The 12,717-nt window shown below is 44.1% G+C and carries 13 protein-coding genes; 12 read left to right on the top strand and 1 reads right to left on the bottom strand.

Features of this window, described 5'->3' with window-relative positions; translation table 11 throughout:
• Positions 1-95: 95 nt before the first annotated feature.
• On the bottom strand, positions 96-548 hold the full coding sequence (locus QNH36_RS17880) for a YslB family protein (RefSeq protein WP_283903906.1): 453 nt from the start codon (positions 546-548) through the stop codon (positions 96-98).
• A 455-nt stretch (positions 549-1,003) separates the two neighbouring features.
• On the opposite strand from QNH36_RS17880, the gene QNH36_RS17875 reads away from it, so the two are divergent.
• The 12 genes from QNH36_RS17875 (at position 1,004) to QNH36_RS17820 (ending at position 12,717) form a co-directional block, all read left to right on the top strand.
• Positions 1,004-1,612, top strand: a complete 609-nt coding sequence (locus QNH36_RS17875; protein WP_144477578.1) for a succinate dehydrogenase cytochrome b558 subunit — start codon at positions 1,004-1,006, stop codon at positions 1,610-1,612.
• Positions 1,613-1,706: 94 nt separating this feature from the next.
• Positions 1,707-3,464, top strand: coding sequence for a succinate dehydrogenase flavoprotein subunit (gene sdhA, locus QNH36_RS17870; RefSeq protein ID WP_144477581.1), 1,758 nt, complete (start codon positions 1,707-1,709; stop codon positions 3,462-3,464).
• Between the two features lie 6 nt (positions 3,465-3,470).
• Positions 3,471-4,232, top strand: coding sequence for a succinate dehydrogenase iron-sulfur subunit (gene sdhB, locus QNH36_RS17865; protein WP_144477583.1), 762 nt, complete (start codon positions 3,471-3,473; stop codon positions 4,230-4,232).
• Positions 4,233-4,422: 190 nt separating this feature from the next.
• Positions 4,423-5,004: a class D sortase gene (locus tag QNH36_RS17860; RefSeq protein ID WP_144477586.1), complete on the top strand. Its 582-nt coding sequence runs from the start codon at positions 4,423-4,425 to the stop codon at positions 5,002-5,004.
• 213 nt (positions 5,005-5,217) lie between these two features.
• Positions 5,218-7,506, top strand: a complete 2,289-nt coding sequence (locus QNH36_RS17855) for a DUF8508 domain-containing protein (RefSeq protein WP_251541043.1) — start codon at positions 5,218-5,220, stop codon at positions 7,504-7,506.
• Between the two features lie 130 nt (positions 7,507-7,636).
• Positions 7,637-8,104 (top strand): acyl-CoA thioesterase, encoded by a 468-nt coding sequence (locus QNH36_RS17850; protein WP_144477591.1) that lies wholly within the window; start codon positions 7,637-7,639, stop codon positions 8,102-8,104.
• Positions 8,105-8,362: 258 nt separating this feature from the next.
• Positions 8,363-8,587, top strand: coding sequence for a spore germination transcription factor GerE (gerE, locus tag QNH36_RS17845; RefSeq protein WP_019154738.1), 225 nt, complete (start codon positions 8,363-8,365; stop codon positions 8,585-8,587).
• 189 nt (positions 8,588-8,776) lie between these two features.
• Positions 8,777-9,235, top strand: a complete 459-nt coding sequence (locus QNH36_RS17840) for a MarR family winged helix-turn-helix transcriptional regulator (RefSeq protein WP_144477617.1) — start codon at positions 8,777-8,779, stop codon at positions 9,233-9,235.
• 10 nt (positions 9,236-9,245) lie between these two features.
• Positions 9,246-10,043, top strand: a complete 798-nt coding sequence (gene racE / locus QNH36_RS17835) for a glutamate racemase (RefSeq protein WP_251541041.1) — start codon at positions 9,246-9,248, stop codon at positions 10,041-10,043.
• A gap of 127 nt (positions 10,044-10,170) precedes the next feature.
• A complete protein-coding gene (locus tag QNH36_RS17830) occupies positions 10,171-11,241 on the top strand; it encodes a GerMN domain-containing protein (protein WP_144477623.1) in 1,071 nt (356 codons plus the stop codon).
• A 113-nt stretch (positions 11,242-11,354) separates the two neighbouring features.
• Positions 11,355-12,110, top strand: coding sequence for a ribonuclease PH (rph, locus tag QNH36_RS17825; RefSeq protein ID WP_144477626.1), 756 nt, complete (start codon positions 11,355-11,357; stop codon positions 12,108-12,110).
• 13 nt (positions 12,111-12,123) lie between these two features.
• A complete protein-coding gene (locus tag QNH36_RS17820; RefSeq protein WP_251541039.1) occupies positions 12,124-12,717 on the top strand; it encodes an XTP/dITP diphosphatase in 594 nt (197 codons plus the stop codon).

Below are 12,717 nucleotides of genomic sequence, written 5' to 3'. Positions count from 1 at the left end.
TTAAGCGGATTATGTGCGGATAAAGGGCAGAAGAGAGTTTATCGTCACATTAAAGCGGAAGGGCACAGTAACGGTTTCACTGTGCCCTCTTATATTTACTCAATAATATCAGTCTTATCCCACTTGATTGTAAACTGGACTTTTGATGCTTTCTTATTGGGGTGCTCGAATGCTTCTGCTGTAAATTTTTTCTGGTGTTCCATTTGCTGGGCGATGAAACCGGCTTCCAGCTGGAATTTGGTATTTGGGTTTTTTTTCAGTCGGGAGGAAATCAGTTCACTGCTGAGTTCCAGCAGTATTTCTCTTCTGGATTCTTCTTTGATGGTGAGACGGCCCCAGCCGGCGTCCTGGAAAAACTGGATGGTCTCCTCCAAGTTGGACAAAAGATGTTTGCGGGCGAGGCGTTTACCGGCCCAGTAAAGGATTTCTGGAGTATCTTTGCCAAGCAGTTCGTTCAATAATTCTTCCCTGATCAATTCATATCCGAAAGCGCTGACAGCGAGTGGCTCGCTTTCGGTTTTTGGCTCTGAAGTTGTTATTTCGCTCATGTTCTCCCCTCTTTCTATGAATCTATTATAAACAATTTGCCAAAAAAACACTGGCGTTGATAAAAATAAATAACTGTTAATTTTTGTTTCCATAAAGAATTTTATAAATTTTTTCCATGTTTATACCATACCCGTAACTTGGAATTTCAAAAATTAATTTTGTGTCATTCGGCTGCAAAGGGCAATAGTATTATTTTAATATACTCTTTCTGAGGTGGGAATAAATAAAAAGTGGGATTTTTACGATATCAATATATTTTAAAAATTTTATTTATATAAGCATTTTTATGTATACGTTTTCTTGACGCTCCAATATGATGGGAGTAAAATGAACATGTCACATAATTGTAAGAAATGCTTATATTTTTGATGTGAGGCTGTTTCAATCTCTTAGGTTAATAGGGATGGGGAGAGAAGTCTTAACATCACGGCCAAATTTCAAGGGGGGTATACATATGGCAGGTAGACAAGAGTTTTATTGGCGGAGGCTGCATTCATTGCTGGGTGTAATTCCGGTAGGTCTTTTCCTCACGCAGCACCTTGTAGTCAACCACTTTGCTACTGGGGGAGAGGAATCATTCAACAATGCAGCACATTTCATGGAGCAGTTGCCTTTCAGGTATTTTCTAGAAGTTTTCATTATCTTCTTACCATTATTATTCCATGCTATTTACGGTCTTTATATTGCTTTTACAGCTAAAAACAATATAGGCCAATATGGCTATTTCAGAAACTGGATGTTCATGCTTCAGCGTGTGTCCGGGGTGATCACTTTAATCTTCGTTGCATGGCATGTGTGGGAAACTCGTATTGCTGCGGCTTTCGGTGCTGCTGTTAACTTCCAGATGATGGAGACAATTCTTTCAAGTCCATTCATGCTATGGTTCTACTTGATTGGTATCATTTCTACTACTTTCCACTTTGCTAACGGATTATGGTCATTCTTCGTAAGCTGGGGCATCACTGTTACACCGCGTTCTCAAGTGATTTCCACTTATGTCACAATCGGTGTATTCATTGCGCTTTCCATCGTTGGTGTCCGTGCGATCCTGGCATTTGTATAAGATTTTTTAAAAAATGAACAAGCTTATGCTAAAAAATAGATTTACCCATGAACGGATATGAAAGACAGACTTGGATTTAAGGGAGTGAGTCACGATGAGTAAAGGTAAGGTTATCATAGTCGGCGGCGGTTTGGCTGGCTTAATGGCTACTATAAAAGTTGCAGAAACAGGAACTCCTGTTGAACTGTTTTCTCTTGTGCCGGTAAAACGTTCCCACTCTGTTTGTGCACAGGGCGGAATCAACGGTGCAGTAAATACAAAGGGTGAAGGTGACTCTCCATGGGTGCACTTCGATGATACAATCTACGGCGGTGACTTCCTTGCGAATCAGCCTCCTGTAAAAGCAATGGCTGAAGCAGCACCGGGAATCATCCATCTTCTTGATCGTATGGGTGTAATGTTCAACCGTACACCTGAAGGATTGCTGGACTTCCGCCGTTTCGGAGGTACACAGCATCACCGTACAGCTTTCGCTGGTGCGACAACAGGCCAGCAGCTATTATACGCTTTGGATGAGCAGGTTCGCCGCCATGAAGTGGCTGGTTTGGTTACCAAGTACGAAGGATGGGAATTCCTCGGAATAGTTAAGGATGAGGAAGGTGTGTGCCGCGGAGTTGTAGCACAGAACCTGACTTCAATGGAAATCAAATCATTTGCTTCAGATGCCGTAATCATGGCAACTGGAGGCCCTGGCATTATTTTCGGTAAAACGACTAACTCGGTTATCAATACTGGTTCAGCAGCTGCGATCGTATACCAGCAGGGTGGTTATTATGCAAACGGTGAATTCATCCAGATTCACCCAACGGCAATTCCTGGCGATGACAAACTTCGTCTGATGAGTGAATCTGCCCGCGGTGAGGGTGGACGAGTATGGACTTACAAAGATGGTAAGCCATGGTACTTCCTTGAAGAGAAGTATCCTGCTTATGGCAACCTTGTACCGCGTGATATCGCTACACGTGAAATCTTTGACGTGTGTGTAAGCCAGAAGCTTGGCATCAACGGCGAAAACATGGTTTACCTTGACCTATCACACAAGGATCCTAAAGAGCTTGATATCAAGCTTGGCGGAATCATTGAGATCTATGAAAAATTCATGGGTGATGACCCAAGAAAAGTTCCGATGAAAATCTTCCCTGCTGTTCACTATTCCATGGGCGGACTGTGGGTTGATTATGATCAGATGACCAATATTCCTGGCCTGTTTGCTGCCGGTGAAGTTGATTACTCACAGCACGGTGCAAACCGTCTTGGCGCCAACTCATTATTGTCCGCAATTTACGGCGGAATGGTGGCAGGACCGAATGCAATCCGCTACATCAACGGGCTTGAAAAGAGCTCAGATGCTGTTTCATCAGCTCTGTTTGATGATGCAATCAAGATGGAACAGGAAAAGTGGAACAATGTTATGTCATTGGATGGAACTGAAAATGCATACGTCCTTCACAAAGAGCTTGGCGAATGGATGACAGACAATGTCACAGTTGTCCGCTACAATGACAGACTGAAGAAAACCGATGATAAAATCGTTGAACTGATGGAGCGTTACAAAAATATCAATATCAACGATACTGCAAAATGGAGCAACCAGGGTGCGGTGTTCACACGCCAGCTTCAAAACATGCTTCAGCTTGCACGTGTTATCACAATCGGTGCCTATAACCGTAATGAAAGCCGCGGAGCACACTATAAGCCAGAGTTCCCTGACCGTAATGATGACGAGTTCTTGAAGACGACTATGGCTAAGTTTGTTGATGCAAATTCAGCACCGGCTTTCCATTATGAAGATGTTGACGTTTCCTTAATCAAACCGCGTAAGCGCGATTATTCCAAGAAGAAAGGGGAGTAATAAGGTATGTCAGAGAAAAAGACTGTCCGTTTTATCATCAGCCGCCAGGAGACTCCTGATTCAGCCCCTTATCAGGAAGAGTTTGAACTTGAGTATCGTCCAAATATGAATGTCATTTCCTCATTGATGGAAATTCGCCGTAACCCGGTTAATGCTAAAGGTGAGGCGACAACACCAATTGCCTGGGATATGAACTGTCTTGAAGAGGTATGTGGTGCATGTTCGATGGTCATCAATGGCCGTCCGCGCCAGTCTTGTTCAGCGCTGGTTGACCAGCTTGAGCAGCCAATCAGACTTGAGCCAATGAGAACATTCCCGGTTGTCCGTGACCTTCAGGTTGACCGCAGCCGCATGTTTGACTCGTTGAAGCGGGTAAAGGCATGGATTCCAATCGATGGAACGTATGATCTTGGACCAGGACCTCGTATGCCGGAGAAAAAGCGTCAATGGGCATATGAACTTTCGAAATGTATGACTTGCGGTGTCTGCTTAGAGGCTTGCCCTAATGTAAACAGCAAATCAGACTTCATTGGTCCACAGTCATTATCACAGGTTCGTCTGTTCAACGCTCATCCAACTGGAGCATTGAACAAAGGCGAGCGCCTTGAAACCATCATGGGAGACGGTGGACTTGCAAACTGCGGTAACTCCCAGAACTGTGTCCAGTCCTGCCCTAAAGGCATTCCATTGACGACATCAATTGCTGCCTTGAACCGTGATACAACATTCCAATCTTTCAAGAACTTCTTCGGAAGCGACCAGGTGTAAAGAAAAGCCAAAGCGCCTTGGTCAGTCCCCGGCAAGTTCTGGAGCTGGAGTCTAATTGGATTTGAAAACTTTATCCATTGTAAAGCACAGCCTCCCTTTCTTTATGGAAGAGGAGGCTTTTCAATTTATGCTTTTTTTACATAAGTACAGCTTGGTATACTGAGACTAAGAACTCAATTAGGAGCAGTATATGAAACTAACAAAATTGTTGGCTATTGTAATTGTCATCAGTGGAATCTTGGTTCTCGGAATTGGTTTGTTCCAATTATGGGATATGAAGCGCCAGGAGCAGGCTTCGCTAAAAGCTGCCAGAGAATTGGTTAAAGAAGATCGAAAGTCCGTGAAAAATGAAGAATTTAAGCCGGAAACAGGTGAGACATCAGGCCTGCTATTAATCCCAAAAATTGAAGCAGAACTGCCGATTGTAGAAGGAACGGAACCGGATGATCTTGAAAAAGGTGTAGGCCATTTTAAAGACTCTTTTTATCCTGATGAAAATGGTCAAATCGTGCTTTCGGGTCATCGTGATACTGTTTTCCGAAAAGCAGGTGATTTGAAAGTGGGGGATCTTTTGACAGTGAAAATGCCGTACGGAGATTATTCATACGAGATCGTCAGCACAAAAATTGTCAGCGCAGATGATACCAGCATCATAACACTTCAGAATAATGAAGAAGAACTCGTGCTGACAACTTGCTACCCTTTCAGTTATGTTGGGGATGCTCCTGACCGGTATATTATCTATGCCAAGAGAATAGCAGAAGGTAATTAATCTAACAAAAACTGTCCAGGATCAAAAGTCCTGGACGGTTTTTAAAATGGTAAGATGGTAACTATAGGAATTGATAGCGTTTTCATACTATTGACTCATTTTTCAAAAAATAGTCATAATTTACAGTACCTTCATGGAATAGCTGATTTATCCATGTTATATTCCTTCTGACAAAGCTTTATATTTCATAAAAAAATCTGAGGAGGAATACATGTGGGGAAGATTCGACAGAAACTTTTTTCATTGCTGACAGCTGTTATTTTGGTGATCAGTATTGGTATGCCCTTTACAGGCCAAACATCTGCAGAAGGCATACTGACTGTCCAGCAGGCAATAGAAAATAATAGCGGTACCGGAACGGTTGAAGGATACATAGTTGCCCATACAACAGGAACTAATTCGTATGATTTTGAAGCTCCTTTCAAAGATGATTACAACTTTGCGCTTGCAGACAGCCCCGATGAAAAAGATGCATCAAAGATCCTGCCAGTCCAGATTAAGACTACTTTCAGGGCTGAATTTGGTTTAATGTCAAATCCGGATCTCATCGGTAAAAAAGTTCAGGTTACAGGCTCTCTCGAAGCTTATTTCACTGTACCTGGCCTCAAATCCCCAACAGCGATGCAATTTGCAGATGGCAGCGGCGGGAACCCTGGTGACCCAGGAGAACCTGAGCCCCCGGCTGTTACTAATTTAAAAATCCATGATATTCAGGGTGAAGGTCATATCTCTCCATATAAGGACCAGAATGTTGCCGGTGTAACAGGTGTCGTGACAAAAATAGAGGGTAATAGCGCCTTCTTTATGCAGGAACCACAAGGAGATGGGAACCCTAATACTTCTGAAGCTATCTACGTATACAAAAAATCTCATGGGCTTGCTGTGGGTGATTTGGTAAAAGTGGATGGACTCGTTAAGGAATGGGTTCTTGATGGGTACGGCGATAAGCTGCAAACGGATCTGGCGATGACTGAAATCAATGCGACTGCCGTAACAAAGCTGGCTTCAGGCACGGAGCTCCCCGAGCCGGTCATCATTGATCAAGATAGAATGCAGCCAACCAGGGTCATTGACAATGATCAGTTTGGTGTTTTTGATCCAGAAGAAGATGGGATCGATTTTTATGAAAGTCTTGAAGGCATGAGGATCGGGGTTGAAAGTCCCCAGGTAATCGGCCCTCAAAAGTATGGCGAAGTACCTGTCATCGCCAATCAGGTTGAAGGGAAGGTATATAGCCCTCAAGGCGGAATTTTGCTGACGAAGGAAAGCAGCAACCCTGAAAGATTGTTCCTGCTGATCAATCGAGACTTTATCGCAAAGGCAGGAGACCGTTTTGATGGATTGGTCACAGGTGTTGTAAGTTATAGCTTCTCCAATTTTAAGATATTGGTGGACCAGGAAACTCTGCCTGAGTTAAATGAAGCTGAATTTGTAGAAGATTATTCGGAGTTGGAAGCGGGAAAAGATCAACTGACAATCGCCAGCTATAATATTGAAAACTTCTCCGCTGAAACTGACGCAGCTAAGACAAAAAGAATTGCTGGTTCAATCATCCAAAATTTGAACTCGCCTGATATCATTGGATTGGTAGAAGTTCAGGATAATGACGGCCAGACAGCTAGCGGATCCGCAGATGCATCCCAGAGTTACCAGACACTGATCGATGAAATCGCGGCGCAGGGCGGGCCTGTATACAAGTGGACGGATATTGCTCCTGAATACAATCAGGACGGAGGGGCACCAGGCGGAAATATACGTGTCGGATACTTATTTAACCCGGAACGAGTGCAATTGAAAGATGCCCCTAAAGGCACTTCGACAGAAGCAGTTGCCTATGAGAATGGGGATCTGACATTGAACCCAGGAAGAATCGATCCGCAGAATTCTATTTTTGAAGACACTAGAAAACCACTGGCAGCAGAGTTTGAGTTCAAAGGGGATGATGTGGTTGTCATTGCCAACCATTTTAACTCTAAAGGCGGAGATGACCCAATATTCGGCAAAACGCAGCCGCCAGTACTTGATAGTGAAGTGAAAAGAATCGAGATTGCCAGATTGCTGAATGAATTTGTGGCGGGGATACACGCTCAAGATCCTGAAGCAAATGTAGTCGTACTTGGTGATCTGAACGACTTCGAATTTTCAAATCCAATTGATGCCCTTGAAAACGGTCAACTAACCAATATGATTGAAACATTGCCATCTGGGGAAAGGTTCACGTACAATTATCAAGGGAATTCACAGGTGCTGGACCATATTCTCGTATCCAACCACCTTGCAGGCAGCAGTGTTGCTGATATCGTCAATATCAATTCTTTGTATATGGAAGAACATGGACGTGCAAGCGACCATGATCCAGTATTGGTACAAATCGATTTTGGACAGAATCAGTGTCCGGAACAAAGTGGTAACCCTGCGAAAGACAAGGTAATGGATAATAACGGAAAACACTTGGGACACGATAAAAAAGCAAAGGCTTGCGGGTATAGAAGCGCAGGCTAATGAAAAGGAAGGATTGGGACTCCCAATCCTTCCTTTTCGTTTTTTCATCTATTTTTATTTCCAAAATTCATAAAAATACTTATAATAAAGAAAAGAATGAATGTTCATTCAGTTTTCGGGAGGTTTCAACATGAAGAAGATGGAATATATTGATGAGATTGTCAGCTGGGAAAAGGAATTTGATTTTTTTTACCAGGTGAAAGTGCGCTTTTCTGAAACAGATATGTTCGGACATTTAAATAACACCGTTCCGTTTACATATTTTGAACAGGCGAGGATTGAATATTTCAAGAGTCAGGGATTCATGCAGGATTGGGTAAAGCCGGAAAACAAAACAATCCCGGTTGTAGCAGATCTGCAATGCGATTATTTAAGCCAGATCTTTTTTGATGAAGACCTGAGGATTTTTGTCAAGGCCAACTCAGTCGGCAATTCCTCGGTAGACCTTCATTATATGGCAAAGAAAGCCGATGGTTCCATTTGCCTTACTGGCAGGGGGACGATTGTCCAGATTTCCAAGAAAACAGGCAAGGGCGAACCCTGGACAGAAGAAATGAGGGAGCTATTTTTAAAAAGCAAAAAATCCACCGTTCAATAAGGTGTTGTGAAATTAATTTTTCGTAAAGCTTAAAAAATTAATTTGCAGAGATTTTAAGTCTGCTGCTAGCGCCTGGTAAATCAATAAAATAAGGTATTTGAAAACGAATATGGACTTGGAATTTAGCCTAATTATAAAAATTGGCTGAAGTCCTTTAATTATTGTCACTCCACTACTTTCCTTCACATATGATATTTTGACTAAATTTATACCCACCCCGCAGTTCACAGCTGGCGAAGGCAAGGAGGGTTACAATACTTGAAGGAAAATGAATATACTCACAAGCCATTACTCACTAAACGCGAAAGAGAAGTTTTCGAACTGTTAGTACAAGACAAAACAACAAAAGAGATCGCTAGTGAATTATTTATCAGCGAAAAAACAGTTCGGAACCATATTTCAAACGCCATGCAAAAGCTTGGTGTAAAGGGGCGTTCCCAAGCTGTTGTAGAGCTCCTGCGAATGGGAGAGCTAGAACTTTAATCATGACCGGCCAACCCTAGAGGTGGGCCGGTTAAGATGTTTATAGGGGTAAAACAGGCGAGTATCGGAATTCTTTCTTGAAATTTGCTCGAAAAAAGTAGAAAATAAGGGCAATAGTAAAAATCATCTCGGCTTGGATACCAAGTTTTAATTGATTATAGAATTAGATTTTTTTAGGAGTTGTTACGGATGAAACTTGAAGGGGTAGAAAAAAATAAAGGGCTGGAGACGGTAGCTGGTATTGAAAAGGATCTAAGGTACATATCAGGAATCATTAAGCAGAAGGGCCGGGAGATCCTCAGCAATTACACCATTACACCACCCCAGTTCATTGCCCTGCAATGGCTGTTTGAAGACGGAGATATGACAATCGGGGAATTGTCGAACAAAATGTTCCTCGCCTGCAGCACGACGACGGACCTTGTTGACAGGATGGAAAAGAATCAGCTGGTTGTAAGGGTGAAGGACCCGAATGACAGGCGTGTGGTCCGCATCCATCTTCTGGAGGAAGGCGAAAGGATCATCGATGAAGTGATCAAGAAACGCCAGCTGTACCTTCAAGAGGTTTTGAAGGATTTCTCCGGCGAAGAAATCGTGTCGCTTAAGGAAGGCCTGGCAAAATTACATCAAGAAATGCGTGGAGAATGAGGCGAGTTTTTTGAATCGACCAATCGGAATCATTGATTCAGGAGTTGGCGGGTTAACCGTTGCCAAGGAAGTCATGAGACAGTTGCCATACGAACAGATCATCTACGTCGGTGATACTGCTCGTTGTCCCTATGGACCAAGGCCTGTTGAGGAAGTGAAAAAATTCACCTGGCAAATGACCCGGTTCCTGCTTGAGAAGAATATTAAAATGCTAGTCATCGCGTGCAATACAGCGACCGCGGTGGTTCTGGAAGAAATCAGGGAAGAGCTCTCCATACCGGTACTGGGTGTCATCCAGCCGGGCGCAAGGACAGCCATCAAGGTAACGGATAATTACAAAATCGGGATTATCGGGACGGAAGGCACGGTTAAAAGCCGTGCCTACGAGCATGCTTTGAAATCAATCAACCGAAAGACTGCGGTTGAAGCACTCGCCTGCCCAAAATTCGTGCCTCTGGTGGAAAGCGGGGAATTTGATGGCCGTGTTGCCAAGAAAGTCGTAACGGAAACCCTGAAGCCATTGCAGGGACAAGGACTCGACACATTGATCCTTGGCTGCACCCACTACCCTTTGCTTGAGCCGCTCATCAAAGAAGTCATGGGACCTGAAGTGAAGGTCATCAGTTCTGGAGAGGAAACCGCACGCGAAGTAAGTACGATCCTTGGCCACAACGATATGTTTGCAGACCGGGACGAGCTGCCTGAGCATTCATTTTACATGACTGGATCCAGAACGATCTTTACCACGATCGCTTCACAGTGGCTCGAACGGCCAATCGAGAACGCGGAGAAAATCAAATTAGGATGATGTTATAGACCTCCAGAGATGGAGGTCTTTTTGTTTTCAGTTTATACTAAAAATCTTACCAAAGAGGGTCTAAAATATCGAAAGGCTCGTATACATGATAGTACAAACTGTCTTTGGAGGGATTTATATGTCAAAAAATAAAAAGGCTGTGGTCGTTACAGCTGCTACATTGGCAACTACTGTATTCCTGTCAGGCTGTGGTCTATTCGGGGGCGAGGAGAAGAAGAAGATCGACCCGCCTCAGGACGTGACTCTCATGGAGAATGGGGAAGCGCTTGATGAAAATGTTACGACTGAAACAAAAGAGAATGGTAAAGAAGCGGTGGAGACATCCATCCAGACAGAACTGTACCTGATTGATAAAAATGGATATGTCGTCTCCCAGACGATGGAACTTCCAAAAACAGAGAGTGTCGCCAAGCAGGCATTGGAATACCTCGTGGCCAATGGCCCTGTGGAGCAAATGCTCCCTAATGGCTTCAGGGCCGTCCTCCCAGCTGACACGCAAATGACACTGAACATCAAGGACGGGACAGCAACGGTTGATTTTTCAAAGGAATTCGCAACCTACAAAAAAGAGGATGAGAAAAGAATCCTTCAAGCGGTGACCTGGACGCTTACACAATTTGATTCCATCGATGAGGTGAAACTCCAGATGAATGGCACGCCGCTCGAAGCGATGCCTGTGAATGGAACTCCAATCGGCGAAGAGTTGAGCCGTGCTGATGGCATCAATGTCGACAATTCAGATGTCGTAGATATCACTAATACGAAAGCAGTGACCGTTTATTATATTGGCGGTGAAGAAGGCGCGTACTACTATGTTCCGGTAACCAAGCGTGTCAGCAATGATCAGAAAGATAATATCACTGCCATTGTCAATGAGCTTGTTGAGGGTCCAGCATATGCTTCGAATCTGCTGTCGGATTTCCAGTCCGGTGTGAAGCTGCTTGATGAGCCAAAGATCGAAGATGGCAAGGTAACGTTGAACTTCAACGAATCTATTTTCGGAAGCCTGGAAGAAAAAATGGTATCTGAACATCTGCTGAATTCTCTTGTGTTGTCACTGACAGAGCAGGAAGGTGTCAAGAGTGTGGCACTGACGGTGAATGGAAAGGCAGATGTGCTGTCAGAAAAGGGCGAGAAACTGGCAGAGCCAGTCACAAGACCTGAAAAAGTAAACACAGGTAGTTTTTAATAACAAAATTTTGATATACTAATTAAAGACATTCAAAGAGGCAGGCGATTTTCCTGCCTCTTATTTATTGTTGTTCCAGGCAAACTGCTTGAACATGCTAAGGAGGGCTTTAAATGAGATACGATGGGCGAGAACCCTTACAATTAAGACCAATACATATAGAAACCGATTATTTAAAACACCCTGAGGGCTCTGTGCTGATTTCTGTGGGCGATACGAAAGTAATCTGTACCGCGAGCATTGAGGATCGGGTGCCGCCATTCATGCGCGGCGAGGGAAAAGGATGGATCACGGCTGAGTATTCCATGCTGCCTAGAGCGACAGAGCAAAGGAATATTCGTGAGGCGGCAAAAGGGAAAATTTCTGGAAGAACAATGGAAATCCAGCGTCTGATTGGCAGGGCTTTGCGCGCGGTCGTGAATCTGGAGGCTATTGGCGAGCGGACGGTCTGGGTTGACTGTGATGTCATCCAGGCAGATGGAGGCACCCGGACGGCATCGATTACAGGAGCATTTATTGCCATGGCACAGGCTCTTGAGAAGCTTAGTAAGCAAAAGAAGCTGTCTGCTTTCCCGGTAAATGATTTACTGGCAGCAACAAGCGTTGGTGTCTTGAAAGATGGAAAAGTTGTTGTGGACCTGAATTATGTAGAAGATTCGGCTGCCCATGTCGACATGAATGTGGTGATGACGGGCAATGGAGAATTCGTTGAATTGCAGGGAACAGGAGAGGAAGCTACATTTTCCTACAGTCAGCTGCAGGAGCTATTGAAGGCTGCACAGGATGGGATTACGGAATTATTCGAATTGCAAAAGTCTGCACTCGGTGAGGAATTGGCCGCAAAGATCGAGAGAGCAAAAAAGCGCTAGGGGAGATCTAAAAATGGAATCAGTTATTATCGCAACAAAAAATAAGGGGAAAGCAAAGGAGTTCGAGAAGTTATTTTTGCCTAAAGGACTTACTGTAAAAACACTGCTTGACTACCCGGAGCTTGAGGATGTTGAAGAAACTGGTTCGACTTTCGAGGAGAATGCAGTCCTGAAAGCCGAGACAATTGCCAGAGTACTCGGAGTCCGGGTGATCGCAGACGATTCAGGACTTGAAATTGACGCGCTGGATGGCCGCCCTGGTGTCTATTCGGCACGATATGCAGGAATTGAAAAGAATGACGAAGCAAACATCGACAAAGTTCTCGATGGACTTCAAAATGTGCCAGAAAACGAACGGACTGCCAGATTTTGCTGTGCATTGGCGATGGCTGAGCCAGGCAAGGAAACATTGACGGTTTTCGGGACATGTGAGGGGAGAATCCTTCGTGAACGAAGGGGCAGCAATGGGTTTGGCTATGACCCGATTTTCTTCGTTGAGACAGAAGGGAAAGGCATGGCAGAATTGACTTCAGAGCAAAAAAACAGCATCAGCCACCGGGCCAATGCGATCAGGAAACTGGATGAAGTTCTCAAGGAACGGGAGTAA

Origin of the sequence: Mesobacillus sp. AQ2 (assembly GCF_030122805.1) — a bacterium.
Classification (GTDB): domain Bacteria; phylum Bacillota; class Bacilli; order Bacillales; family Cytobacillaceae; genus Mesobacillus; species Mesobacillus oceanisediminis_A.
The sequence above is the reverse complement of the archived record's forward strand: the minus strand, read 5'-3'. Positions and strand labels throughout refer to the sequence as shown.